General features: G+C 58.9%; 27 protein-coding genes. 20 read left to right on the top strand and 7 right to left on the bottom strand.

The genetic code is table 11. The features are described 5' to 3' along the window. Position 1: 1 nt before the first annotated feature. The 7 genes from hemL (at position 2) to OYT1_RS12615 (ending at position 6,882) form a co-directional block, all read left to right on the top strand. Positions 2–1,282 carry a glutamate-1-semialdehyde 2,1-aminomutase gene (gene hemL, locus OYT1_RS12645; protein WP_062626482.1) on the top strand — a complete coding sequence of 427 codons (1,281 nt, stop codon included), beginning with the start codon at positions 2–4 and terminating at the stop codon, positions 1,280–1,282. Continuing rightward, positions 1,282–1,887 carry a ribosome biogenesis GTP-binding protein YihA/YsxC gene (gene yihA, locus OYT1_RS12640; protein WP_062626483.1) on the top strand — a complete coding sequence of 202 codons (606 nt, stop codon included), beginning with the start codon at positions 1,282–1,284 and terminating at the stop codon, positions 1,885–1,887. Before hemL ends, yihA begins: the two co-directional genes overlap by 1 nt. Before the next feature lie 211 nt (positions 1,888–2,098). Then, a complete protein-coding gene (gene hemB, locus OYT1_RS12635; protein ID WP_062626484.1) occupies positions 2,099–3,103 on the top strand; it encodes a porphobilinogen synthase in 1,005 nt (334 codons plus the stop codon). Further along, a complete protein-coding gene (gene dapF / locus OYT1_RS12630; protein ID WP_062626485.1) occupies positions 3,103–3,933 on the top strand; it encodes a diaminopimelate epimerase in 831 nt (276 codons plus the stop codon). Before hemB ends, dapF begins: the two co-directional genes overlap by 1 nt. Positions 3,934–3,942: 9 nt before the next feature. Next, positions 3,943–4,563 carry a DUF484 family protein gene (locus tag OYT1_RS12625; protein WP_062626486.1) on the top strand — a complete coding sequence of 207 codons (621 nt, stop codon included), beginning with the start codon at positions 3,943–3,945 and terminating at the stop codon, positions 4,561–4,563. Between the two features lies 1 nt (position 4,564). Further along, entirely contained in the window at positions 4,565–5,470 is a 906-nt protein-coding gene (xerC, locus tag OYT1_RS12620; protein WP_062626487.1) for a tyrosine recombinase XerC, read from the top strand. Further along, a complete protein-coding gene (locus OYT1_RS12615; protein WP_084611969.1) occupies positions 5,467–6,882 on the top strand; it encodes a class I SAM-dependent rRNA methyltransferase in 1,416 nt (471 codons plus the stop codon). The genes xerC and OYT1_RS12615 overlap by 4 nt, the downstream gene beginning before the upstream one ends. Positions 6,883–6,935: 53 nt before the next feature. Here the strand turns inward: OYT1_RS12615 and OYT1_RS12610 are convergent, their stop codons facing one another. The 5 genes from OYT1_RS12610 to OYT1_RS12590 are packed head-to-tail and all read right to left on the bottom strand — an operon-like array spanning position 6,936 to position 10,762. Beyond that, positions 6,936–7,733 carry a DUF2145 domain-containing protein gene (locus OYT1_RS12610; RefSeq protein ID WP_062626489.1) on the bottom strand — a complete coding sequence of 266 codons (798 nt, stop codon included), beginning with the start codon at positions 7,731–7,733 and terminating at the stop codon, positions 6,936–6,938. A gap of 15 nt (positions 7,734–7,748) precedes the next feature. Continuing rightward, positions 7,749–8,108 (bottom strand): hypothetical protein, encoded by a 360-nt coding sequence (locus OYT1_RS12605; protein WP_062626490.1) that lies wholly within the window; start codon positions 8,106–8,108, stop codon positions 7,749–7,751. Positions 8,109–8,152: 44 nt separating this feature from the next. Further along, the gene (locus tag OYT1_RS12600; protein ID WP_232013190.1) at positions 8,153–8,926 is read right to left on the bottom strand and encodes a DUF2145 domain-containing protein; all 774 of its coding nucleotides are present in this window, start codon (positions 8,924–8,926) and stop codon (positions 8,153–8,155) included. A 52-nt stretch (positions 8,927–8,978) separates the two neighbouring features. Beyond that, positions 8,979–9,731, bottom strand: a complete 753-nt coding sequence (locus OYT1_RS12595; RefSeq protein ID WP_062626492.1) for a LytR/AlgR family response regulator transcription factor — start codon at positions 9,729–9,731, stop codon at positions 8,979–8,981. After that, entirely contained in the window at positions 9,728–10,762 is a 1,035-nt protein-coding gene (locus OYT1_RS12590; RefSeq protein ID WP_172588562.1) for a sensor histidine kinase, read from the bottom strand. Before OYT1_RS12590 ends, OYT1_RS12595 begins: the two co-directional genes overlap by 4 nt. Before the next feature lie 37 nt (positions 10,763–10,799). On the opposite strand from OYT1_RS12590, the gene argH reads away from it, so the two are divergent. From argH to xerD, 6 genes are all read left to right on the top strand, one after another. Continuing rightward, entirely contained in the window at positions 10,800–12,191 is a 1,392-nt protein-coding gene (argH, locus tag OYT1_RS12585) for an argininosuccinate lyase (protein WP_062626494.1), read from the top strand. A gap of 178 nt (positions 12,192–12,369) precedes the next feature. After that, entirely contained in the window at positions 12,370–13,107 is a 738-nt protein-coding gene (locus OYT1_RS12580; RefSeq protein WP_062626495.1) for an arginyltransferase, read from the top strand. Then, positions 13,104–13,976: a hypothetical protein gene (locus OYT1_RS12575; RefSeq protein ID WP_062626496.1), complete on the top strand. Its 873-nt coding sequence runs from the start codon at positions 13,104–13,106 to the stop codon at positions 13,974–13,976. The genes OYT1_RS12580 and OYT1_RS12575 overlap by 4 nt, the downstream gene beginning before the upstream one ends. A gap of 16 nt (positions 13,977–13,992) precedes the next feature. Then, the gene (locus OYT1_RS12570) at positions 13,993–15,024 is read left to right on the top strand and encodes a quinone-dependent dihydroorotate dehydrogenase (protein WP_062626497.1); all 1,032 of its coding nucleotides are present in this window, start codon (positions 13,993–13,995) and stop codon (positions 15,022–15,024) included. Continuing rightward, positions 15,002–15,481, top strand: coding sequence for a methylated-DNA--[protein]-cysteine S-methyltransferase (locus OYT1_RS12565; RefSeq protein WP_172588561.1), 480 nt, complete (start codon positions 15,002–15,004; stop codon positions 15,479–15,481). The genes OYT1_RS12570 and OYT1_RS12565 overlap by 23 nt, the downstream gene beginning before the upstream one ends. Then, positions 15,468–16,361, top strand: a complete 894-nt coding sequence (gene xerD / locus OYT1_RS12560) for a site-specific tyrosine recombinase XerD (RefSeq protein WP_062626498.1) — start codon at positions 15,468–15,470, stop codon at positions 16,359–16,361. The genes OYT1_RS12565 and xerD overlap by 14 nt, the downstream gene beginning before the upstream one ends. Position 16,362: 1 nt before the next feature. On the opposite strand, the gene OYT1_RS12555 is transcribed toward xerD, so the two are convergent. Beyond that, entirely contained in the window at positions 16,363–17,484 is a 1,122-nt protein-coding gene (locus tag OYT1_RS12555) for a phospholipase A (protein WP_062626499.1), read from the bottom strand. A gap of 28 nt (positions 17,485–17,512) precedes the next feature. After that, a complete protein-coding gene (gene lgt, locus OYT1_RS12550) occupies positions 17,513–18,295 on the bottom strand; it encodes a prolipoprotein diacylglyceryl transferase (RefSeq protein ID WP_062626787.1) in 783 nt (260 codons plus the stop codon). A 71-nt stretch (positions 18,296–18,366) separates the two neighbouring features. Between lgt and ilvD the strand changes: the two genes are divergently transcribed. The 7 genes from ilvD (at position 18,367) to OYT1_RS12515 (ending at position 24,142) form a co-directional block, all read left to right on the top strand. Beyond that, a complete protein-coding gene (ilvD, locus tag OYT1_RS12545) occupies positions 18,367–20,220 on the top strand; it encodes a dihydroxy-acid dehydratase (RefSeq protein ID WP_062626500.1) in 1,854 nt (617 codons plus the stop codon). Between the two features lie 145 nt (positions 20,221–20,365). Further along, the gene (gene pyrC, locus OYT1_RS12540) at positions 20,366–21,415 is read left to right on the top strand and encodes a dihydroorotase (RefSeq protein ID WP_062626501.1); all 1,050 of its coding nucleotides are present in this window, start codon (positions 20,366–20,368) and stop codon (positions 21,413–21,415) included. Positions 21,416–21,430: 15 nt separating this feature from the next. After that, complete coding sequence (locus OYT1_RS12535; protein WP_062626502.1) at positions 21,431–21,820, top strand: hypothetical protein; 390 nt, start codon at positions 21,431–21,433, stop codon at positions 21,818–21,820. Positions 21,821–21,833: 13 nt separating this feature from the next. Continuing rightward, entirely contained in the window at positions 21,834–22,946 is a 1,113-nt protein-coding gene (locus OYT1_RS12530; protein WP_062626503.1) for an NADH:flavin oxidoreductase/NADH oxidase, read from the top strand. Positions 22,947–22,990: 44 nt separating this feature from the next. After that, positions 22,991–23,146 (top strand): cysteine-rich CWC family protein, encoded by a 156-nt coding sequence (locus tag OYT1_RS14135; protein ID WP_084611994.1) that lies wholly within the window; start codon positions 22,991–22,993, stop codon positions 23,144–23,146. Between the two features lies 1 nt (position 23,147). Continuing rightward, positions 23,148–23,729, top strand: coding sequence for a gamma carbonic anhydrase family protein (locus OYT1_RS12520; protein WP_062626505.1), 582 nt, complete (start codon positions 23,148–23,150; stop codon positions 23,727–23,729). A 59-nt stretch (positions 23,730–23,788) separates the two neighbouring features. Beyond that, positions 23,789–24,142, top strand: coding sequence for a hypothetical protein (locus OYT1_RS12515; protein WP_062626506.1), 354 nt, complete (start codon positions 23,789–23,791; stop codon positions 24,140–24,142). Positions 24,143–24,184 lie beyond the last annotated feature (42 nt).

Here is a 24,184-nt window from a genome sequence, read left to right as displayed (position 1 = left end):
AATGACCTCTCACAATCAGGAACTGTTCGACGAATCTCAAAAGATTATCCCCGGCGGTGTGAACTCGCCAGTGCGCGCGTTCAAGTCGGTGGGCGGCACGCCGCTGTTCTTCAAACGCGGCCACGGTGCGTATGTGTGGGATGCGGACGACAAGCGCTACATCGACTACGTGAATTCCTGGGGCCCGATGATCGTCGGCCATTGTCATCCTGAAGTGGTGAAGGCGGTGCAAGCGGCTGCGGCTGAAGGGCTGGGTTTCGGCGCACCGACCGCATCCGAACTGGAGATCGCCGAGCTGCTGTGCAAGATCCTGCCGTCGCTGGAGATGGTGCGTCTGGTCAGTTCCGGCACCGAGGCGACGATGACCGCAATCCGTCTGGCGCGCGGTTTCACGGGACGTTCGCGCATCATCAAATTTGAAGGTTGCTACCACGGCCACTCCGATGGGTTGCTGGTCAAGGCCGGTTCCGGTGCGCTGACGTTCGGCCAGCCGAGTTCTTCTGGCGTGCCCGCTGAGATCGCCGCACTGACCACCGTGCTCGATTACAACGACGCGGCCGGTCTGGAAAAGGCTTTTGCCGAATATGGCAACGAGATCGCCGCAGTCATCGTCGAGCCGGTCGCCGGCAACATGAATCTGATCTTGCCCAAGCGCGAGTTCCTTGATGCGATGCGGAGCCTGTGCACTAAACACGGCGCGGTGTTGATCCTAGACGAAGTGATGACCGGTTTCCGCGTTGGTCTGCAAGGCGCGCACGGCCACTACGGCATCCAGCCCGACCTGATCACGCTGGGTAAGGTGATGGGCGGCGGTCTGCCCGCTGCCGCATTTGGCGGTCGCCGCGACATCATGCAATGTCTAGCCCCACTGGGCGCGGTGTACCAAGCCGGTACGCTGTCCGGCAATCCGGTTGCGGTGGCGGCGGGTCTGGCTACCCTGAAGCTGGTGCAAGCGCCCGGTTTCTACGAACGGCTGACTCAAGTCGCCAAGCAAATGACGGAAGGCCTGACCGCTGCCGCGAAAAAGCACGGCATCCCGTTCAGCGCCCAGTCCATCGGCAGCATGTTCGGTCTGTATTTCAGCGAAAAATTGCCGACTTCCTACGCCGAAGTGATGGCTAGCGACAAGGCCGCGTTCAACCGCTTCTTCCATGCCATGCTGGCCGAGGGTGTGTACCTCGCACCATCGGCCTTCGAGGCTGGTTTCGTATCCGCTGCGCACAGCGATGCGGACATCGCAGCGACCATCGCTGCTGCGGATAAAGTGTTCGCCAACTGGTAATGGCTCTTTTCCGACAAGCGAAGTTTTTTACGACGGTCAACCATTTGCGTGACCTGCCGCTGCATGGCGGCAAGGAAGTTGCGTTCGTGGGTCGTTCCAACGCGGGCAAGTCCAGCGCCATCAACACTTTGGCCGATCACACCCGTTTGGCTTACACCAGCAAGACGCCGGGACGCACTCAGCACCTTAATTTTTTCGAGTTTGGTGACGGTCGTTTTCTGGTTGATCTGCCCGGCTACGGCTATGCCAAAGTGCCGCCCGATGTGCAAGCGCATTGGGAGCATCTACTCAGCCGCTATCTGCAAACCCGCGAATATCTGTGCGGCTTGGTTGTCATCATGGATGCGCGCCATCCGCTGACCGAGCGCGATCGAGGGATGCTGGATTGGTTTGCACCCACCGGCAAGCCGGTGCATGTACTACTTACCAAATCCGACAAGCTCAGTCGGCAGGAAAGCACGCTGACGTTGCGCCAAGTCAAAGCTGAACTTGCTGAGCGCTACCCTAACTGCACCGTGCAATTGTTCTCCAGCTTGAAGAAGCTGGGCGTGGACGAAGCCGATGCGGTGATCGGTAGCTGGTTCGAGGAAGAGGTTCCTGCTTGAGCTGGCTACTTGCATTAGCGTCAGGCAAAAAAATGCCCCGGCAGCCAAAGGGGGAGGCGCTGGGGCAAAAGTCTTAACAAGGGGGTTAAGACACCCGCTCAGGGAGGAGAAACGGGAGATGACTCGCATCATCTGGGCAATCAGATAGCCGAATCTCGGAATAGTTCCAAAGAAATTCAAAATTTTTGAAAATATTTTTCAGGACTCAATCATGCAAACACTCGGACAGTCTCCACACAAGCGCATGCGCCGTATGCGCCGGGATGCGTTTTCCCGCGATCTGATGCGCGAGAACCAACTCTGCCCCGCCGATTTGATCTATCCGGTGTTCGTGCTGGAAGGCGAAAATCGGGTCGAAGATGTGAAATCTATGCCCGGTGTGCAGCGTAAGTCGTTAGATTTATTACTCAAGGACGCTGCCGAATGTGTGCGTCTTGGCGTGCCAGTGATGGCGCTGTTTCCCGTGGTGGATGCCAGTCTGAAATCTGATGATGCGCGCGAAGCGTATAACCCGCGTGGCTTGGTGCCGCGCGTGGTGGCGATCCTGAAGAACCAGTTCCCCGAGCTGGGTATCATGACCGACATCGCGCTCGATCCCTATACCAGCCACGGGCAGGACGGGCTGATCGACGCGAGTGGCTATGTGATGAACGACGAGACCATCGCCGTGCTGACCAAGCAGGCGCAGACCCACGCGGCTGCGGGTGCAGACATCGTCGCACCCTCGGACATGATGGATGGCCGCATCGGCGCAGTCCGTGCCGCGCTTGATGCCAACGGTCACATCCATACTCGCATCATGGCGTATTCCGCCAAGTACGCCTCCAGCTTCTACGGCCCGTTCCGTGATGCGGTCGGCTCCAGTGGTAACTTGGGTTCCGGCAACAAATATACTTATCAGATGGACCCCGCCAATTCTGACGAGGCCCTGTGGGAAGTCGGCTTAGACTTGCAGGAAGGCGCGGACATGGTGATGGTCAAGCCGGGGATGCCCTATCTGGACATCGTTCGTCGGGTGAAGGATGAGTTCAAAGCACCGACCTTCGTCTATCAAGTCAGCGGCGAGTACGCCATGCTCAAGGCGGCCGCCCAGAACGGCTGGTTGAACGAAAAAGCCTGCGTGCTGGAATCGCTGTTGGCGTTCAAGCGCGCCGGAGCGGATGGCATCCTGACCTACTTTGCGTTGGATGCGGCGCGGTGGCTGAAGGGCGAGTGATGAGACTTGCTTTCACCAAAATGCACGGTGCAGGCAACGATTTCGTGGTGCTCGACGGGGTGCGCCAGAATATCGTGTTGTCGCCAGAGCAATTGCGCTTGTTGGCGGATCGGCACTTTGGTGTTGGCTGCGACCAGATTCTGCTGGTCGAGAAATCTCAGCGTCCCGAAGCGGATTTTCGTTATCGCATCTTCAACGCCGATGGTGGCGAGGTGGAGCAGTGCGGTAATGGCGCGCGCTGCTTTGTTCGCTATGTCCACGATAAGAAGCTTACCCATAAGCGCGAGATCGTGGTCGAAACTAAGAGCGGTCTGATCTCGCCGCGCTTGGAAGACGATGGCCGCGTCACCGTGAACATGGGCGCACCGATCTTCGAGCCTGCCCGCATTCCGTTTGTTAGCGACAGCAGCGAGGTGACTCAAGTCTTGGATGTGGCTGGAGCAGCGATCGAGATCACTGCCGTGTCCATGGGCAATCCGCATGCCGTTCAGGTGGTGGTTGATGCCAATGCTGCGCCGGTGGCGGAGCAGGGGCCGTTGATCGAGCATCATCCGCGATTTCCTCGCCGAGTGAATGCTGGATTCATGCAGGTCGTGGATCGTGCTCATATCCGCTTGCGGGTGTACGAACGAGGTGCAGGTGAAACACTGGCCTGTGGTACTGGCGCGTGTGCTGCCGTAGTGGCAGGCATTCGACGTGGGCTGCTGGATGAGCAAGTGAATGTCGCCACACACGGTGGCGTGCTTACTATCCGCTGGGCGGGCGAAGGTCAGCCGGTGCTGATGACCGGCCCGGCAGTGATGGTATTTGACGGCGAAATCAATCTATAAGGAACGAACATGCAAGCTGAAGACATCGCACAATATCTGCGTGACCACCCCGAGTTCTTTGAGGCCTATGCTGGGATGCTGGCCGAAGTGAATATCCCGCATCCACACGGAGGCCGCACTATTTCGTTGTCCGAGCGTCAGATGCTGACGCTGCGCGAAAAGAACAAGCTGCTGGAAAAGAAGCTGTACGAGTTCATCGAGATCGCCAAAGAGAACGACGCGCTGCAAAATAAGCTGCATAACTTCATTCTGGCGCTACTTGCGGGTCACAATCTGATGAGTTTGCAGGAGGCCGTCACGGGCAGCCTGCGCGATATCTTCGCGATTCCCCATGCTGCACTGCATGTGTGGAAAGGCTTGCCGCCGAGTGCCGAAGTGTTGGCTTTTACCGACGAACAAACGCAGCCCGTCTGCACCCATGAAGCGGTGCATGAGACGGCCACTTGGTTCGGTGAGGCAGGTGCGAATCTGCGTTCGTTCGCCTACATCCCATTGCACGATGGCGAAAAGTCCATTGGCTTACTGATTCTGGCCAGCGAGGATGCCAAGCGCTTCTATCCCGAAATGGGCACCGTGCTTTTGCAACGTATCGCCGATACGGTGAGTGCCGCCCTGCGTTCTTATCACTAAGATGGCGGAAGCCGCGCCGCACGACGCAGTCCTCAACGGCTATTTGGCCTGGCTGCGCAACGAGCGGCGCTATTCCGAGCACACCTCCAGCAATTACGCGCGCGACCTGCGCAACCTGTTCCGTCTGGTAGCCGCCACGCCGTTGGCTGACCTTAAGCCCCAGCACATCCGCCGCTACATCGCTCAGCTGCACGGCGAAGGCTTGAGCGGAAAGTCGCTGGCGCGAATGCTGTCGGCCTGGCGCGGATTCTTCACCTATCTGATGCGTGATCACGGCTATCGCGACAATCCTTGCGTCGGCTTGCGCGCACCTAAAACCGCCAAAAAACTGCCGGAAGCTTTGTCGCCGGATGAGGCGGTGAAACTAGTCGAGTTTTCCGCCGATACGCCACAGGGCTTGCGCGACAAAGCGATGTTCGAGTTGCTGTACTCGTCCGGCTTGCGTTTGGCGGAGTTGGTGAGCTTGGACGCTGAGACGATGCAGACCGAATTGGCGAGTGGCGAAGTGCGTGTCACCGGCAAAGGTAACAAGACGCGCATCGTGCCGATGGGCGAGCACGCCATCAACGCGCTGCGCCGCTGGCTGGAAGCGCGTCCACAGTTGGCCGACGGAGGCGAGCGCGCTTTGTTCGTCGGCGCACGCGGCAAGCGCATCAGTCCGCGCGTAGTGCAAGCGCAGCTGAAGAGATGCGGTATCCAGCAAGGCATCACCCACAGCGTCCATCCGCACCTGTTGCGTCATTCGTTCGCCACCCACGTTCTGCAATCGTCCGGCGATCTACGTGCCGTGCAGGAGATGCTCGGCCATGCCAGCATCTCGACCACGCAGGTCTATACCCACCTCGACTTCCAATACCTCAGTAAGATCTACGACGGCGCCCATCCGCGCGCCAAGAGAAAACCATGAATCAGCCGAAACGACATAAACCCTCCGCCTTCCCGCATCGACGCAAGCCGCGCAATGGCGGATCATCCCGCCGCAATGAAGCGCCGTCACGAGCATCTGCCCCCGCTCCCCGCCCGTTCACAACATCAGGGCATGTGATCGTACTCCATGCTGGACGCGAAAAATCCGTGCTGCGTCGCCACCCCTGGATATTTGCCAGTGCGATCGAGCGCATCGAAGGCGCGCTAGACAGTGGCGACACGGTAGCGGTATGTGATGCTGCCGGCAGCTTTCTGGCGTGGGCGGCCTACAACCCGAATTCACAGATGACCGCGCGCATCTGGTCATGGGACGAAGCGGAGGTCATCGATGCTACATTCATCCATAGTCGCATAGCGCGCGCGCTGGATTTGCGCCACGATCTTAGCCTGAGCAAAGACAGCAACGGCATGCGCCTGATCCACGGTGAATCGGACGGCCTGCCGGGCTTGATCGTGGATCGTTACTACAACGTGCTGGTGATGCAGCTCGGCAGTGCTGGGGCCGAACGCTGGCGCGATGCCATCACCGATGCGCTGTGGGAGCTGTGCCAGCCGGTGTGCATCTACGAACGCTCGGATTCCGACGGCCGCGAGTTGGAGGGTTTGCCACGGCGTAACGGTATCGTACGCGGCGAATTGCCGGAATCCGTCGAGGTGAAAGAACACGGCCAGCGCTTTGCCGTGGATGTGGCGGAAGGCCAGAAAACTGGCTTCTTCCTCGACCAGCGCGAGAACCGCCGACTCACCGGCGAACTGGCGCGCGACCGCGACGTGCTGAATTGTTTCTGCTACACCGGCGGTTTTTCGCTTTACGCCCTGCGCGGCGGCGCGAAGTCAGTCCTGTCCATCGACATCTCCGCCGATGCGGTGGCGGCGGCCGAGCGCAATGTAGCGTTGAATGAGTTGGATGTCGCGGCTTCGACACGGCGTTGCGAAGCATCCGGGGCGGGAGAAGCCGCCCTGCATTCTCAACCCAGCGATGAATGCCCACCGAATGTAATGAATGCAGGACGTGCCGAATGGCAATGCGCCGACGTGTTCGCCGCCCTGCGAAAACTGCGCGACCAGAACCGCAAGTTCGACCTCGTCATTCTCGATCCGCCCAAGTTCGCCCCCACGGCCGCTTTCGCGGAAAAAGCTGCGCGTGGTTACAAAGACATCAATCTACTGGGCTTCAAGTTGTTGCGGCCGGGCGGCCTGCTGTTCACCTACTCCTGCTCCGGCGGCATCAGCGAAGACCTGTTCCAGAAGATCATCGCCGGAGCGGCACTGGATGCGGGCGTGGATGCGCAAATCGTGCATCAACTGCACGCCAGCGCCGACCATCCGGTGTTACTCAGCTTCCCAGAAGGCGCGTATCTGAAGGGTTTGGTGCTACGGGTGGCAGATTAGATATCTTCTTCCATTCGTGGCGCGAACCACGAACAGAAGAGTCAGATTTTTACTTAGGGCAATACGGTGATGACTTCAGAGCCTTCATCGTATTTCTTCAGATAGCTGCCGATGGTCTCGAAAGTTGCCGTAACCGGCTTACTGTCATGTGGATGGTCAGAGGTGGAAATTTCTGCGGCAAACATCGAGCCTAGCAACAGCTTGAACGGGCTGACGTTCACTGGCTGAGCGGCGAAGTATGCTTTCTCGTTGGCCTTGATCTTATTGATGTCGTCGGTCTGATAGATTGCTGCGTTGACCACATCCAGTGTGTGTTCGGTGCAATTCTGCTTATCCGTCGTATAAGGGTTGGCAATCAGCGAGTAGTGCGGATTATGCAGTTTGGCGAAGGTTGGGGAGGCGATCACTTCCAGCAGACGCTTTTGCAGTTCCGGCGAGGGAATGATGATGCCCGCTTCGAGTACGGCTACGCCAGCAAAGAAATCCACTGGGAAGTCCTGCACCAGATCGCTCACGTCCGGCTGTTTGTCGCGCTGATACAGGTTGTAGATGGCGTAGCCGGGGATGGTGCGGCTATCCGATGTGGTGATCTGCGAGTACACAGCGAATGCGACATGGGTGAAGTGCATACCTTCCGGCAACTCAGAGGCCGGGCGACCCATGCGAGCCAGAATCGCTACGCGCGCACCTTTGGCCGCCATTGTTTTTTCGACTTTCTTGGAAAAGCCGATAATCTGCTCGGGGGTGAAGCTGATCTCGTCGCCAGCCTTACTACTACCGCTGCCGGCATGAGCTGAAATGGAAAGGAACAGTAGGGTGAAAATCAGCGCGATTCTAGCAAATGGATTCATGATCGACCTCTGAGCTTACAGTTTCTCTTCTGGTTTGTTCGACTTCTGTTTCAGCGCCTCATTCGGCGGCATGGTGGTGATCGCCTCGTCGGTGATTTCCAGTGGTGTGCCGATGGGGGCGGTCGCCGCCTTCATCGAACCGTGCGCCATTTGGCCGCTGACTGCCCCCACGGAGGCCCCTATCGACAGCGGAATGGCGGAGGCGGCGGAGGTGACTTGCCCAGAAGCAGCGATGGAATGCGCTGCGCTGCCACTGGCGTGGGAAAAGGATTTCGCCGCGTGAGCGACGGCTTTACCTGCGTGGGTGTTGGGCTCGGCAGCGAGTGCAGGTGTGGCGGCCAGCAGAGTTGCTAGTGCGAATAAGGTCTTGTTCATGTCATTCTCCTTCCATTGAAAAAATGAGGTTCGTCTTTATACGTTCAGTTTCCACTGGGTGCAACACCTGTCTGGGGTTGCAAAGTAACCGTCAGTACCTCGCTGCCCTCGTCGTATTTGTGCAGATACTTGGCAATGGTCTCGAAGGTGGCGGTGACCGGACTTCCTGGTTGGTCAACGGTGGTGATGTCAGCGCTGAACATGCTGCCAAATAACAGCTTGAGCGGGCCAACGTTCACCGGTTGTGCTTCAAAATAGGCTTTTTCACTGGCCTTGATGCGGTTGATATTGTCGGTTTGATAGATGGCTGCATTAATTACGTCGAGCACGAACTCGGTGCAATTCTGCCGCCCCTGCGTGTAGGGATTGGCGATGGCCGAGTAATGCGGATCGTGTAGTGCTTGGTATGTGGGCGAGGCGAGCGTGGCTAGTAAGCGCCTTTGCAGTTCAGCAGAGGGAAGGATGAGGCCAGCATCCAGGACAGCCACTCCGGCAAAGAAATCCACTGGGAAGTCTTGAATTAAATAGCTGCTGTCGGGTTTGTCGTTGCGCTGATACAAGTTGTACATCGCATAGGCAGGCAAGGTACGCCCATCAGCAGTTTTCACTTCGGAGTAGACCGCGAAACCAGCATGGGTGTAGTGGAAACCTTCGGGCAACTCCGATGCAGGTCGCCCCATGCGTGCCACGATAGCGATTCGCGCTCCCTTGGCCGCCAGAGTTCTTTCCACTTTCTTGGAGAAGGCGATGATTTGCTCGGGCGGAAATTGTGGCTCGCCACCGGCCATACTGCTAGCTTGTGCAGTGAGAGAAAACATGCATAACAGCAGTATCCAATAACATCTTGAAGTAGTCCACATGGCCATCGTCCTAGATCAGTTCTCGAACAACAGAATGTTGGCGGCGGCTGATGGCTAATCGTTCGGCAAGCCCAGTTAATGATACTACCCAGTGCGACTCACTCCCTGCATCGTCGCTAGCCCGTTCAAATGCAACGATGGCGGCTTTGGCGACCAAGCAGTTGCGGTGGATGCGCACGAAGCGGGCGGCAAACTCTTGTTCCAACGCGGTCAGTGATTCTTCGCTCAGATACTCTTGGGCGGAGGTGCGCACGGTCACGTATTTCTGTTCGGCGCGCAGGTAAAGCACCTCGTCCAGCGGCACGAGCACGATCTTGCCGCGTTCGTGGATGGATAGATGCTGGCGTGGCTCTCGCTGCAATTGGCGCAGCTGGGCATCGGTCAACTGGTTTGGCCGGACACGTTGCAGCGCCTCAAGCAAACGCGTGCGACGTATCGGTTTGAGCAGGTAATCGACCACGTGGAGGTCGAAGGCTTGGATGGCGTAGCTGTCGTAGGCGGTGGTGAAGATCACGGCGGGCGGCGGTGAAAGATGAGCGAGATGACGCGCGAGTTCGATGCCGTCCATCTGCGGCATACGGATATCGACTAACACCACGTCGGCAGGGGTGACCGTGAGTGATTCCAGCGCATCACGGCCATTCGCTGCCTCGCCTGCCAGCGACAACGGTAGCTCGGCGGCGCAGTCGTTCAGCAGTTCCTTGAGACGCTCGCGCGCCAGCGTTTCGTCGTCCACGATGAATACGCGTAACGTCGTACTCATGGGAGATCCTCCTGATAGGGTAGGGTGATGCGCACTCGGTATTCAGCATGATCGGCTTGCACTTGGTAGTGTGCCTCCAAGTCGTACAGTAAAGCTAGCCGCTCACGGATGTTGTTCAGCGCGAGTCGGTGGCCGGGGACGTCATCCGACTTTGGGGGGTGAGGGTTGGAGATGGCGATACTTAGATCACGATGGTTGCGCTCGATACGGATCGTTACCAAGCCACCTTGTGGCAACCGCTCGATGCCGTGATAGACGGCATTTTCTAGTAAAGGCTGTAGCAACAAGGGCGGGATCAACGCTGTCTCGGCTTCTGCCTGCACCCCCCAATCCAGTTGCAAACGATCACCTAAACGTAGTTGTTCCAGTGCCAGATAACGCCGTGCCAACTCGATCTCACGTCGCAAGGGTACGAGGTCGGCGGCATCTTCCATGGCCATGCGAAACAGATCAGAAAGATCTTCCAGCGCTTCTTCTGCACGTTTTGGCTGCGAGCGCACGATGGCGAGCACTGCATTGAGGGTGTTGAACAGGAAGTGCGGGCGGATGCGGGCTCGCAGGGCTTGCAACCGTGCTTGATGGCGCGCAGGCGATAGCGCAAATCGCCTTAGTCGGAAATAGGCCAGCAGACCCAAACTACTGAGGCCAGCGAGGGTGGCGTAGCGGATAGCGTTGAATAGCGCGCCTTCGCCGCTGGGCGTGTAAACGGGCATACCCAAGAGGTAGATGAGAGCGGTGATACTGCAACTCAGGGTGGCGACCAAGGCGGCTCCGCTGCGGTAAGCGAGCGTATCGAGCTTAGGTTGCAAGCCGTAGAGTACGAGCAGGGTGGTGAGTAGCGTAGGCTCCAGCAGCGCCGCGCTGGTCAGCCATCGCTCGCCGATCTCGCCCCAAGTATTGGCGCGAGCGAGCGCCAAGAGCAGCGCTGCCACGTTGATGATCAGCACCAGACGCAGCACGACACCGAGGTTGCGGCTGTTGGGCAGCGCATCGGGGAGGGGGTTTTGATTTATACTTTGCGCCCTTGGCATAGCGGTGGCCTCGAATTCCGCACATTCTGGACAAGACATGACTACGATGCAAGACAATAACACCTGGTCGGGACGCTTCAACGAACCCGTGGCAGAACTGGTGAAGCGCTACACCGCCTCGGTGGACTTCGACAAACGACTCGCGCTGTTCGATATCCAAGGCTCGTTGGCTCACGCGCAGATGCTGGCTGAGTGCGGCATCATCGCCCAATCCGATCTCGACCTGATCCGGCGTGGTATGGACGAGATTCGCGCCGAAGTGGAAGCTGGCCGTTTCGAGTGGCAACTCGATCTGGAAGACGTCCACCTCAATATCGAGAAGCGGCTGACCACATTGGTCGGCGATGCTGGCAAGCGTCTGCATACCGGACGTTCGCGCAACGACCAAGTCGCGACCGACGTGCGCCTGTATCTGCGCGCCGCTATCGACGACATCTTACTGCTGATCCGTGCCCTGCAAACCTCGCTGGTCACGCTGGCCGAGCAGCACGCCGCAACGGTGATGCCCGGTTTCACCCATCTGCAAGTCGCCCAGCCGGTGAGCTTTGGTCACCATCTGCTGGCGTATTTCGAGATGCTCAAACGCGATGCCGAACGCATGGTGGATTGCCGTCGCCGCGTGAATCGTCTGCCGTTGGGCGCTGCCGCGCTGGCGGGCACTAGCTATCCGATCAAACGCGAGCGCGTTGCTGAGTTACTGGGTTTCGAGTCGGTCTGTCAAAATTCGCTGGATGCGGTGTCCGACCGCGACTTCGCCATCGAATTCACGGCTGCCGCTGCGCTGGTGATGACTCATCTGTCGCGCTGCTCGGAAGAGCTGATCCTGTGGATGAGCCCGCGTTTCGGCTTCATCGACATCGCTGATCGCTTCTGCACCGGCTCCAGCATCATGCCGCAAAAGAAGAATCCCGACGTGCCGGAACTGGTGCGCGGCAAGACCGGTCGCGTGAATGGTCATCTGGTAGCGCTGCTCACATTGATGAAAGGCCAGCCGCTGGCCTACAACAAGGACAATCAGGAAGACAAAGAGCCGCTGTTCGACACGGTGGACACGCTCACCCAAACCCTGCGCATTTACGCCGATATGATAGGCGGCATCACGGTCAAGCCGGATGCGATGCGTGCAGCTGCGCTGCAAGGTTACGCCACGGCTACCGATCTGGCTGACTACTTGGTCAAGAAAGGCTTGCCGTTCCGTGATGCTCATGAAGCAGTGGCGTTGGCGGTACGTTTCGCCGAGAAGCGTGGCTGCGACTTGGCCGACCTGAAGCTAGACGAGTTGCAGCAATTCTCACCGCTGGTCGGCGATGACATCTATGCTGTGTTGACCCTAGAAGGCTCGTTGAGTGCGCGCAACCACACCGGTGGCACCGCGCCCGAGCAGGTCAGAGCGGCGATTGGCCGAGCGAAGAAATATTTGGAGGAATAAAAAACGGGCGATCTTGCGACCGCCCGGAATAGGAGGAGAGTATGAAAGCTGAGTCGGGTGACCCTGCTTTTTTACACCCGCGCAAACTGTAGCAGCAAGACTCTTTTCCTCCTATATGTCCGAGGTACTAGGCCTGGAGGCGGAAGATATAGAACTTTAGTAATAGTTGGAGGGGTGAATGACTTTACTGCGCGACATTCCATTATCCAGTCTTCAGTTCTATTTGACGGCGACGTACCCGTGTAGTTACCTTGATGCTCGACAGGCCCGCTCACAAGTGGCGACGCCCAGCTTCTTAATCACGACCCCGGTCTATTCCGAATTGGTGCGGCGCGGTTTTCGTCGTAGTGGTACGTTCACCTACCGCCCGCGCTGTGATCTCTGCCAGTCTTGTGTCCCTGCTCGGGTTCCGGTGAACGAGTTCGAGTCCAGTCGCACGCAGCGTCGGGCGTGGAAGCGGCATCAGTCTTTGCAAGCAACCGTTCATCCTTTGCAGGATAGCGAAGAGTGTTACCAGCTCTATCAGCGCTACCAGAATGCTCGTCATTCCGGGGGTGGCATGGATAATGATAGCCGCGAGCAGTACCGCAACTTTTTGCTGCAAAGTCAGGTCGATACCATGCAGGTCGAATTTCGGGAAGATGGTGTGCTGCGTATGGTCAGCGTGGTCGATCTGCTCACCGATGGTTTGTCATCGGTCTATACATTTTACGATCCCGATGTGTCTGGTAGCAGCTACGGAACTTACAACGTGCTATGGCAGATCGCGCTGTGCCGCCAGTTGCAACTGGATTATGTGTACCTCGGCTATTGGATCCACGACAGTGGGAAAATGGCTTACAAAGCCAACTTTCGCCCCTTGCAGGGACTGAAACAGGGACAATGGCGAGAGTTATCTGAACAGGAGCTGAAATGAATATTCGCTTAGGTGTCTTTGTCGCAACTCTATTTCTTCTGCCTTTGCTGGCCAGCATCTTGACCGGTGCCAACTGGGGTGAGTCCTTGATAGTCACCGCTTTGTCAGCGCAGGCGTTGTTGCTTACTGCGCTCCTATTGGCGGGCTACACTTGGCTGCTGAACCGCCTGACCGTGCTGCGACGCGGTGCTAATTTGTTGGGCGTACCAGGCCGCTATCAAGCCTATGTCGTAGGCAGTAGCGCAATGCTCGGCTGGCTGGCGCTGTCTTTCGCGCACTATACGGACAACGACTTTGCGTTGCTGCTGGATGCGGCCACGATCACTGCCACAACGCTGTTGTTTGCCGGATTGATACCCGCTGCACTGGTGACCCGAGCTTGGCTGGCGACGTTTCCCAGCTTGTTGCGCCTGCTTGCTCGCTACTCGCCCGCGCTGCCTGCACTTAAGGCCGAACCAGCGGCGCTGTGGATGTTGACCCTAGCGCTGGTCGGACTGATGGGTGGCGTGGCACGTCCGCAATTGTTGGCAGTGTTGTTGTGGAGCTCACCGCTGTTTCTACTGCTTGCCCTGCAAATGTTATGGCATGAAGACACCTTGTTTTCCGGTTTGCCTCAAGGTGATTGGCAGCGCCCAGTGTTGGCCGCGATCTCAGGATTAGTCGTGGGTGGACTGGTACTGGCCTGCTATGTATCGAGCGGCGGAACCATAACGCAGATCGCACCGTTAGCGTGGGCGGGCTTCGCCTTGTTCGGCCTGATCGCTGCGCAGCTGAACGAGCTGATCGCCAGCGGCTGGCGTGGCAAGTCACGTGGCGAAATATTCAAACGCAAAGCCTTCCCTATCCCAGTGGTGGTGAAGAAAGATTAACTACAGATAGTCGATTATGTATCCCTTGCTCCGTTCCGCGCTGTTTGCGCTCGATCCTGAAACTTCCCACCACGCTACGCTGACCGGCCTGCAAACTGCCTACAAGCTGGGCGTCTTGCCCCTGTTCGCTAAGATTCCGCCAGACGATACGCGCACGGTGATGGGGCTGAAGTTCCGCAATCCGGTGGGCTTGGCGGCCGGTCTCGACAAGAACGGCGAGTGTATCGACGGCTTGGCCGCGCTGGGCTTTGGCTCCATCGAGATCGGCACCATCACGCCGCGCCCGCAGCCGGGTAATCCGCAGCCGCGCTTGTTCCGTCTGCCGCAGGCGCAGGGCATCATCAATCGCATGGGTTTCAACAATCTGGGCGTGGATGCACTGGTCGAGAACGTGAAGAATGCCGAGTACGGCGGCATCTTAGGCATCAACATCGGCAAGAACGCCGACACGCCCATCGAACGTGCGGCGGACGACTATCTGATCGGATTGCGCAAGGTTTATGAGCACGCCAGCTATGTCGCCATCAACATCTCCTCACCCAACACCAAGAATCTGCGGCAGTTGCAGGGCGGTGACGAACTGGATGCGCTGCTGGCACAACTTAAGGCCGAGCAAGAAAAGCTGGCACAACAGCACGGAAACTATGTGCCGGTGGCGGTGAAGATCGCGCCTGACCTCGATACTGAGCAGATTCAGCAGATCGCCGCGTTGCTGATGCGGCATCGTCTCGACGGCGTGATTGCGACCAACACTACCTTGTCGCGTGTCGGCGTGGAAAATTTGGAGCACGGCAACGAGGCCGGAGGCTTGAGCGGTGCGCCCGTGCGCGAGAAATCCACCGCAGTCATCCGCCAACTGGCTGCCGAACTGCAAGGTGCGTTGCCCATCATCGGTGTGGGCGGTATCCTGAAAGGCGCAGATGCGGCCGAGAAGATGCAAGCGGGCGCCGCGTTGGTACAGGTCTATAGTGGCCTGATCTATCGCGGGCCGGAGTTGGTGGCCGAGTGCGCCAAGGCGATACGCGATGCCGGACGCGCTGCCTCCTGAGTTTCAGGCCATCATCGCCGCGCCCTTCGGCAAGCTGGGTGTCCGCTGTTCTGAGGCGGCGGTCACGGGCATCGACTTCCTGTCCTTAGATGCTCTTTTGCAGGCTCCGGCTAGCCCGTTGGCTGAGCGTTGCGTAGAGCAGCTCGTTCGCTGGTTTGTCGATCCTGACGTTCGTTTTGATTTTCCGCTGAAACCTCATGGCACCGCACATCAGAATAAAGTTTGGCGAGCTATGCTGGCCATACCGCGCGGGCAAGTGCGTACTTATGGCGACCTTGCCGCCGAGATCGGCTCCGCTCCGCGCGCCGTCGGTCAAGCCTGCGGTAGCAATCCCCTTCCCATTGTGATTCCCTGTCATCGAGTTGTGGGCAAGGCCGGTTTGGGTGGTTTTATGCACCGTGCCGACGATGGCGCGTTGAACATCAAGAGCTGGCTGCTGCAGCATGAGCAACGCTGAGTTACTCGACGAATTTTGCGATGCGCTGTGGTTGGAAGATGGCCTAGCGCGCAACAGCATTGAAAGCTACCGGCGCGATCTGAATAAGTTCGCTGCGTGGTTGGGGCAGCGCGGAAGCTTGCTCACGCAGGCCAGCCATGCCGATATTCAGAGCTATCTTGGCCATTTGCTTAACCACGACAAAGCCAAAGCGACGTCCACGTCGCGCGCTATCTCCAGCCTGAAACGCCTGTACCGCTACTCGCTGCGGCAGAACAAGATCGGGGCCGATCCTACGTTACAGATCGATTCGCCCAAGCTGCCGCGCTCCCTGCCCAAGACGCTTACCGAGGCGGATGTCGAACTTTTGCTCAACGCGCCGGATGTTCAAACTCCGCTGGGGCTGCGTGACCGCACCATGCTGGAAGTGCTCTACGCCAGCGGTTTGCGCGTCTCCGAGTTGGTCACCCTCAAGATCACGCAGATCAGCCTGAACGATGGCATCGCGCGGGTGATGGGTAAAGGGGGGAAGGAGCGCCTTGTACCCTTGGGCGAGGAGGCACAGGATTGGATACGCCGCTATTTGGACGATGGGCGGCCACTTTTACTGGGGGGGCAATTGAGTGATGCGCTGTTCGTCACTCAGCGCGGTGCAGCCATGACGCGGCAGATGTTTTGGTATCTGATCAAAAAACACGCTCAGCAGGGCGGGTTATTCAAGCCGCTGTCGCCGCATACCTTACGGCATGCTTTTGCCACCCATTTGCTGAATCACGGTGCCGACTTGCGCGTGGTGCAAATGCTGCTCGGCCATGCCGACATCTCGACCACGCAGATTTACACCCATGTGGCGCGGGAACGCCTGAAACAGTTGCACTCCCAACATCACCCGCGCGGTTAAGCTACCAATCGCGGAATGAAACGCCGATACCTATCGTGTTCTGGTGGAAGTTGTAATCCACCATGCTCTCGCCGTAGCCCTCGGTGATTTGTACATGCGCCTTGCCCATCTTGCCGATCATGAAGGGCGTCGCCCAATCTAACTGAATGAATCCACGATTGTTATGGACATTCAAGTTGTTGCGCATCAGCAGGGTAACTGATTGCTGGCTGCTGGGTTCCCAGTGAGCCACGATATCACCGCGCCCCAAAAAGCTCTGGATGTCAGGATTGTCGTCTTTGGCCGGATTTTCGGGCACGCGCCACCAACCGCGTGTCAGCAGCGAGAATTTGCCAAACACATCCCACTCCCAGCCACCTTGCAGATAGACGCGATTCCAGCTCCGCGATAAGGGCTGACCTTGGCCGTTGGACTGGTGGTTGAAGCCGAGATTGACCAGTTTCAGCCCGTTGCTGTTATTGGTACTGAGGGAGGCGATGATCTCCGGCTCATAGTTGGTTTCGCGGAACGCTGAGGACGACGGAGCATTGAGTGCTTGCCAGTTCGATTGCTGGGTGTAGCCTGCCCAAATGTGCAGGTCGTCGAATCCCAGCCAGTTGAAATCGTGCTTGCCCGCGATTTCTGATTTGAAGCTGAACTGGAACTTGGCTTCGGTCAGGTCGAGCGGCAAGCCGGTGGTGACTTGATGACCCGGTGACGGTGAAAAAGGAAGGTTGTTCACGTGACTACTGCGACGCAGCAACAAATAGCTTTGGTGATGCGGACGCAAACGGCCTGCGCGCGTGATCTCGTCGTTGTCACCCTGTCCATCGAGGTTCCATACCCGAGTGAGGTATGAGCGAGCGGCGACAGTGGGCGTGATCGCAGGCGCGGCGGGTGCTTCGATGCTAGGTAACGTTTCCGCAGGTACATTCACGACGAGCGGCGGTGTGATCTCGACTGTCGCAGGCTCTGCTTGCGGTTGGCGAGCGGCGGCATGGTCATAGCACTTCAATCGCTCTGCCGCATCTTGTTGCTTGGCGCATTGCAGGAAGCTCGCCTCACTGGCGAAAACGTCCGCAGCGATACCTAAGCCGAATGCGGCGACGGCGGCAAGCAAAGTGACGGAAGATTTGCGGTACACGATAGCTCTCCAGAACAGAGGGCGGATTTTACACCGCGCGTCGGCTCCAGCGCATCATCGCAATGCCCACCAGCACCATCGGCAGACTCAGCCATTGCCCCATGCTGATACCCAACGACATCAAGCCGAAGATGCCATCGTCGGGGTTGCGGGTGAATTCGGCGAGGAAGCGGAAGCTGCCGTAGCCGATCAGAAATAAGCCGGAAACCGCCCCGACAGGGCGCGGTTTGCTGGAGAAGATCCACAGCAAGGAGAATAGCGCGAGCCCTTCCAGTGCGAATTCGTAGAGCTGCGATGGATGGCGCGGCAGTGTATCGGCGGTCGGAAACACCATCGCCCACGGCACGTCGGTCGGACGGCCCCACAGTTCGCCGTTGATGAAATTGCCGATGCGTCCCGCGCCCAAGCCTAGCGGAACCAGTGGTGCGACGAAATCCATCAGCGGCAACCATTGCACCTTGCGACTGCGTGCGAACCAGGCCATTGCCACCAACACGCCGAGGAAGCCGCCGTGGAATGACATGCCGCCTTCCCACACCGCGAGGATCTTGGCTGGGTGGCTGAAATAGTAGCCGGGGTTGTAGAACAGCACTTCGCCCAATCTGCCGCCAAGGATCACACCGAGGACGCCAAAGAACATCAGATCGTCGAGGAATTTCTCGTCCCAGCCGGGGCGATTCAAGGTGCGCAACCGTTTGCGCCCCAGCCAAAGAAAGCAGGCGAAGCCGGTCAGATACATCAAGCCATACCAATGCACGGCCAATGGGCCGAGTTGGAGGGCAACGGGATCGATTTTCGGATAGGTCAACATGGGGCGGGAATGTACCACAGGGGCGTGGTAGTTTAGAATCGGGTCTTCAGTCAATCACCGGAATTCGCATCATGCCTCAATATCGCTCCCGCACTTCCACTCATGGTCGCAACATGGCTGGCGCACGCTCCCTGTGGCGCGCCACCGGCATGACGGACGGTGACTTCGGCAAGCCCATCATCGCCATCGCAAACTCGTTCACCCAGTTCGTGCCGGGTCACGTCCACCTTAAGGACATGGGGCAGTTGGTGGCGCGCGAGATCGAGCGTGCGGGCGGCATCGCCAAGGAATTCAACACCATCGCGGTGGACGACGGCATCGCCATGGGCCACGACGGCATGTTGTATTCGCTGCCCAGCCGCGACCTGATCGCCGATTCGGTGGAATACATGGTCAACGCCCACTGCGCCGATGCGCTGGTGTGCATCTCCAACTGCGACAAGATCACGCCGGGGATGCTGATGGCGGCGATGCGCCTGAACATCCCGGTGGTGTTCGTCTCCGGCGGGCCGATGGAAGCGGGCAAGGTCAATTGGCAAGGCAAGGTGAAGGGCTTGGACTTGGTGGACGCGATGGTGGCCGCCGCCGACAGCCATTGCAGCGACGAGGAAGTGGATGCCATCGAGCGCTCCGCCTGCCCGACCTGCGGCTCCTGCTCCGGCATGTTCACCGCCAATTCGATGAACTGTTTGACCGAGGCGTTGGGCTTGTCCCTGCCGGGCAACGGCTCGCTGGTCGCCACCCACGCTGAACGCAAACAGTTGTTCCTGCGCGCGGGCCGCCTGGCGGTCGAGTTGTGCAAGCGCTATTACGAGCAGGACGATGAGAGCATTTTGCCGCGCAGCATCGCCACGTTCGAGGCGTTCGAGAACGCGATGACGCTGGACATCGCCATGGGCGGCTCGACCAATACCGTGCTGCACTTGCTGGCCATCGCGCGCGAAGCGGGCGTGGACTTCACCATGAAGGACATGGATCGCTTGTCGCTCCACGTGCCGACGCTGTGCAAAGTCGCGCCGTCGTCCGAATACCACATGGAAGACGTGCATCGCGCAGGTGGCATCGCCTCCATCCTCGGTGCGCTGGATCGTGCTGGATTGCTGCACGGCGACGTACCGACCGTTCACAGCCCAACCCTGCGCGCGGCGCTGCAACACTGGGACATCGTGCAGACCGACAGCGACGACGTGAAGAGATTCTTCCGCGCCGCACCCGGCGGCATTCCCACCACCATCGCGTTCTCGCAATCCATGCTTTACCCCGATCTTGACGCGGATCGCGTGGCTGGCTGTATTCGGGACAAAGCCAACGCTTACTCACAGGACGGCGGCTTGGCCGTGCTGCACGGCAACATCGCGCTGGACGGCTGCATCGTCAAGACCGCTGGCGTGGATGACAGCATCCTCAAGTTTACTGGTCGCGCCCGCGTGTTCGAGAGTCAGGACGCTGCCACCGCTGGCATCCTCGCCGACCAGATCGTGGCGGGCGACGTGGTCATCATCCGCTACGAAGGCCCCAAGGGTGGGCCGGGGATGCAGGAGATGCTGTATCCGACTTCCTACCTCAAGTCGAAAGGCTTGGGCAAAGCCTGCGCGCTGCTGACGGACGGACGTTTCTCCGGTGGCACTTCGGGCCTGAGCATCGGCCACGCCTCGCCGGAAGCGGCTAGCGGAGGTGCCATTGGCTTGGTGGAAGAAGGCGACACCATCGCCATCGACATCCCGAACCGCAGCATCAACTTGGTGATCTCGGACGATGCACTGGCCGCGCGCCGCACCGCGATGGAAGCCAAAGGCAAGCAAGCCTGGAAGCCCGCCGCCGAGCGTCCGCGCAAGGTGTCGGCTGCGTTGCGCGCCTATGCCGCGATGGTGACTTCGGCAGACAAGGGCGCGGTGCGCGATGTGTCTCTGGTGGAAGGAAAGTAAGCCGTCATACCGGCGCAGGCCGGTATCCAGTTCAAGCCAACACTTCCGCAAAGCGGACAAGACCGGCAAGAGTTTGTCCGCTTTGCGGGCGTTTAAATCGGCTGGATACCGGCGTGCGACGGTATGACGGCACGAAAGGAATGAAATGACCACCACCCTGACCCTCACCCGCCCCGACGACTGGCATCTGCACTTGCGCGACGACGCGCTGATGGCTTCCGTGCTGCCGGACACCGCGCGCCAGTTCGCTCGGGCCATCGTCATGCCCAATCTGCGCCCGCCGGTGACCACTACCGAGCAGGCCGTGGCTTACCGTGAGCGCATCCTTGCCGCTTTGCCCGCCGGGATGAAGTTCGAGCCGCTGATGACGCTCTACCTCACCGACAACACCAGCGCCGACGAGATCAGGAAGGCCAAAGCCAGCGGCATCGTCCACGCCGTGAAGCTGTATCCCGCCGGAGCGACCACCAACTCGGACGCGGGCGTGACCGATCTGCGCAAGACCTACGCCGCGCTGGAAGCCATGCAGGAATGCGGCCTGCCGTTCCTGGTACATGGCGAAGTCACCAGCGCCGACATCGACATCTTCGACCGCGAAGCCGTGTTCATCGAACGCGTGATGCAGCCGTTGATGCGCGACCTGCCCGAGTTGCGCGTGGTGTTCGAGCACATCACGACGAAAGACGCCGCCGAATACGTCGCCGCCGCGCCCGCCAACGTCGCCGCCACGCTCACGCCGCAGCACCTGCTCTACAACCGCAACGCCATGCTGGTCGGCGGCATCCGTCCGCACTTCTACTGCCTGCCGATTTTGAAACGCGAGACCCACCGCGAAGCCCTGGTCAAAGCCGCCACCAGCGGCAGCCCGAAATTTTTCCTCGGCACCGACAGCGCCCCGCACGCCCAGCACACCAAGGAAAACGCCTGCGGTTGCGCCGGCTGCTACTCCGCCCACGCCGCCATCGAACTCTACGCCGAAGCCTTCGAAGCCGCCGACGCGCTGGATAAACTCGAAGCCTTCGCCAGCTTCCACGGCCCCGACTTCTACCGCCTGCCGCGCAACACCGACACGATCACGTTACGCCGCGAAGAATGGCACATGCCCCACACCGTCGAGTTCGGTGGCTCCAATCTGGTGCCGTTGAAGGCGGGGGAGAAAATGAAATGGAAGTTGATGCCTTCGTTCACAGAGTAACTTGTTGAGGCCAATATGATTCCCAACTACAAAGATATTGTTGATCTACTTAAAAAAGGAGCAACAGTCGAGGCTCAAGAAAAAATAATGGAACTTAGGGAAGGCGTTCTTGAGCTACAGGAAGAGAACGCATTTCTAAAGTCTCAAATTAGCGAGTTACGTGAACAAATCAAGATTAAGAGTCACCTTGATTTTGCAGATGGTGTGTATTGGCTTTGGGAGGAAGATGAGGCTGGCGACCCCTTAATTAAAATTGGCCCGTTCTGTCAGCGTTGCTATGACGATGAAAATAAGTTGGTAAGACTTCAATCCAAAACTATTCCTCATGTTGATGTTTACGGCGATACCCGAAGCCCTGATGTTAAGTACCACACATGTTTGAAGTGTAGGTCAAACTATGACTAAGCTTATTTGAATCATGCCCCAACTCTTTTCCCCCTTCCCCCTCGCCAACCTAACCCTGCCCAACCGCGTCGTCATCCCGCCGATGTGCCAATACTCGGCGGCGGACGGCAACGCCACCGACTGGCACGTGATCCATTACGGCAATCTGTCGCATTCGGGGGCGGGGTTGTTGATCGTGGAGGCGACGGCGGTGGAGCCGGTGGGGCGGATATCGCCGTTCGACATCGGGCTGTGGTCGGACGAGAACGAGGCGGCGTTGCGACCAGTGGTGGAGGCGGTGCGGCGGCATTCGTCCATGCCGCTGGCGATCCAGTTGGGTCATGCCGGGCGCAAGGGTTCGTGCGCCGCGCCGTGGGATGGCGGCAAGCAGGTGGCCGAAGATCAGCTCGGCTGGCAGACCGTTGCGCCGTCGGCGATTCCTTTCAAGCCGGAAGAACGTGCACCGCTGGCGCTGGATGCTGCTGGGCTGGCGCGCATCAAGGCGGCGTTTGCTTTCGCCGCGCAGCGCGCGCAGCGGCTGGGTTTCGACGCTATCGAGGTGCACGCCGCGCACGGCTATCTGCTGCACCAATTCCTCTCGCCGCTGACCAACCAGCGCACGGACGACTATGGTGGCTCGCTGGAAAATCGGCTGCGTTTTCCGCTGGAGGTGTTCGCGGCGGTGCGCGCCGCTGCGCCGCAGATGGTGGTCGGCATCCGCATTTCGGCGACTGACTGGGTGGATGGCGGCTGGGACTTGGAGCAGAGCGTGGCGCTGGCGCATGAGCTGAAGGCGCGTGGCTGCGATTTCATCCACGTTTCCAGCGGCGGGCTGGCTCCGCAGCAGCGCATCCCGGTGGGGCCGGGCTATCAGGTGCCGTTCGGCGAACGTATCCGCCGCGAGACCGGCTTGCCCACCATCACCGTGGGCATGATCGACCAGCCGGAACAGGCCGAAGCCATCATCGCTGAAGGCCGCGCCGACTTGGTGGCCATCGGCCGCCCCATGCTCTACGATCCGCGCTGGCCTTGGCACGCCGCCGCTAAACTTGGCGCGCAAGTCGAAGCGCCACCGCAATACTGGCGCGGCACGGCCCCAGCGGGATTGTTCAGCACAGTGAAGCCGGGCGAGCGTTTCAAGCGGTGAGCGCTGCCGACTGCCCGCTGTGCGGCGGCGACAACCAGTGTGCGATGGCGAACGGAAAAGAAGCGTCCGCCTGTTGGTGCCAGCGCGTGACCATTTCGGCAGCGGTGCTGGCGCGAGTGCCGGAGCCGTTGCGCGGGCAGGTGTGTATCTGCGCGAGTTGCAATTCGATGCAAGGCAAGACGAATTCTAGAGAGAGCTGACATGCCGCTATCCAACTATCTTAAAACCTCACCTTCCGTCGCCGAGCGCGTCTATCTGCATCCATCTTGCCAAGTCATCGGCGAAGTGAAGATCGGCGCGGATGCGTCCATCTGGTGCAACACGGTGTTGCGCGGCGATGTGAACCGCATCGAGATCGGGCGCGGGACGAATGTGCAGGACATGACCATCGGCCATGTTTCGCACAAGACCCCCGAAAATCCACACGGCTCGCCGCTCATCATCGGCGACTATGTGACTGTCGGCCATGCGGTCATCCTGCACGGCTGCACCATCGGCAACGAATGCCTGATCGGCATGGGCTCCATCATCATGGACAACGTGGTGATCCCTGACCATGTGATGATAGGTGCGGGCAGTCTGGTGTCGCCGGGCAAGGTGCTTGAAGGCGGGATGCTGTATATGGGCCGCCCGGCTAAGGCGGTGCGAAAACTTACGGACGAAGAGATCGCATATCTGCGCTATTCTGCTGAGCATTACATCCGAGTGAAAGACGACTATCTGAAGACGGACGAACTAGCGGCCAATCGGGGCAAGATATTTCCCGATCATGTCGTGTTTTGAGTCATGAAGAGTAGTCTTAGCTTATCAGCAAACCCGACTTACGAGGAATCGTGTCAACTATGTATAGCCATGAATTTCTGCTGAAAGATACCCACGAAATTGAGTTGGAGATGGAAAGGCATTGCATCGGATTGGGACTGGACTGCTCAGATCAGAATCAGATTCGGCTGTTCGCTCATGACGTGTTGCAGAATATCGTCCAGCTCAAAGAGGCGGCCAGTCATGGGGATCTATCGGCACGCGCCAAAGTGGAGCTGTTCGGCATGGCGGTGATGATGCACGATGCGAATACCAAGGCCTATGGTACTAACTACCTTTCCAAGATCAATGCGTTATCCAAGCGGCAATCGGCTTGGGTGGCTATCGCTAAGGCGGTGTGGAGCGAACTGGAGAGCCGAGACCTGTATAAGTAGAGCCCCGACCTCAGCTTGTTCAGCCATGCGTTGGTCGGGGTG

It is taken from the genome of Ferriphaselus amnicola, assembly GCF_000974685.2.
Taxonomy (GTDB): domain Bacteria; phylum Pseudomonadota; class Gammaproteobacteria; order Burkholderiales; family Gallionellaceae; genus Ferriphaselus; species Ferriphaselus amnicola.
The sequence above is the reverse complement of the archived record's forward strand: the minus strand, read 5'-3'. Positions and strand labels throughout refer to the sequence as shown.

Coding starts and splice junctions, on each gene's coding strand:
- hemL (WP_062626482.1), top strand. CDS start 2: ATGACCTCTCACAATCAGGAACTGTTCGACGAATCTCAAAAGATTATC.
- yihA (WP_062626483.1), top strand. CDS start 1,282: ATGGCTCTTTTCCGACAAGCGAAGTTTTTTACGACGGTCAACCATTTG.
- hemB (WP_062626484.1), top strand. CDS start 2,099: ATGCAAACACTCGGACAGTCTCCACACAAGCGCATGCGCCGTATGCGC.
- dapF (WP_062626485.1), top strand. CDS start 3,103: ATGAGACTTGCTTTCACCAAAATGCACGGTGCAGGCAACGATTTCGTG.
- OYT1_RS12625 (WP_062626486.1), top strand. CDS start 3,943: ATGCAAGCTGAAGACATCGCACAATATCTGCGTGACCACCCCGAGTTC.
- xerC (WP_062626487.1), top strand. CDS start 4,565: ATGGCGGAAGCCGCGCCGCACGACGCAGTCCTCAACGGCTATTTGGCC.
- OYT1_RS12615 (WP_084611969.1), top strand. CDS start 5,467: ATGAATCAGCCGAAACGACATAAACCCTCCGCCTTCCCGCATCGACGC.
- OYT1_RS12610 (WP_062626489.1), bottom strand. CDS start 7,733: ATGAATCCATTTGCTAGAATCGCGCTGATTTTCACCCTACTGTTCCTT.
- OYT1_RS12605 (WP_062626490.1), bottom strand. CDS start 8,108: ATGAACAAGACCTTATTCGCACTAGCAACTCTGCTGGCCGCCACACCT.
- OYT1_RS12600 (WP_232013190.1), bottom strand. CDS start 8,926: ATGTTTTCTCTCACTGCACAAGCTAGCAGTATGGCCGGTGGCGAGCCA.
- OYT1_RS12595 (WP_062626492.1), bottom strand. CDS start 9,731: ATGAGTACGACGTTACGCGTATTCATCGTGGACGACGAAACGCTGGCG.
- OYT1_RS12590 (WP_172588562.1), bottom strand. CDS start 10,762: ATGCCAAGGGCGCAAAGTATAAATCAAAACCCCCTCCCCGATGCGCTG.
- argH (WP_062626494.1), top strand. CDS start 10,800: ATGACTACGATGCAAGACAATAACACCTGGTCGGGACGCTTCAACGAA.
- OYT1_RS12580 (WP_062626495.1), top strand. CDS start 12,370: ATGACTTTACTGCGCGACATTCCATTATCCAGTCTTCAGTTCTATTTG.
- OYT1_RS12575 (WP_062626496.1), top strand. CDS start 13,104: ATGAATATTCGCTTAGGTGTCTTTGTCGCAACTCTATTTCTTCTGCCT.
- OYT1_RS12570 (WP_062626497.1), top strand. CDS start 13,993: ATGTATCCCTTGCTCCGTTCCGCGCTGTTTGCGCTCGATCCTGAAACT.
- OYT1_RS12565 (WP_172588561.1), top strand. CDS start 15,002: ATGCCGGACGCGCTGCCTCCTGAGTTTCAGGCCATCATCGCCGCGCCC.
- xerD (WP_062626498.1), top strand. CDS start 15,468: ATGAGCAACGCTGAGTTACTCGACGAATTTTGCGATGCGCTGTGGTTG.
- lgt (WP_062626787.1), bottom strand. CDS start 18,295: ATGTTGACCTATCCGAAAATCGATCCCGTTGCCCTCCAACTCGGCCCA.
- ilvD (WP_062626500.1), top strand. CDS start 18,367: ATGCCTCAATATCGCTCCCGCACTTCCACTCATGGTCGCAACATGGCT.
- pyrC (WP_062626501.1), top strand. CDS start 20,366: ATGACCACCACCCTGACCCTCACCCGCCCCGACGACTGGCATCTGCAC.
- OYT1_RS12535 (WP_062626502.1), top strand. CDS start 21,431: ATGATTCCCAACTACAAAGATATTGTTGATCTACTTAAAAAAGGAGCA.
- OYT1_RS12530 (WP_062626503.1), top strand. CDS start 21,834: ATGCCCCAACTCTTTTCCCCCTTCCCCCTCGCCAACCTAACCCTGCCC.
- OYT1_RS14135 (WP_084611994.1), top strand. CDS start 22,991: ATGGCGAACGGAAAAGAAGCGTCCGCCTGTTGGTGCCAGCGCGTGACC.
- OYT1_RS12520 (WP_062626505.1), top strand. CDS start 23,148: ATGCCGCTATCCAACTATCTTAAAACCTCACCTTCCGTCGCCGAGCGC.
- OYT1_RS12515 (WP_062626506.1), top strand. CDS start 23,789: ATGTATAGCCATGAATTTCTGCTGAAAGATACCCACGAAATTGAGTTG.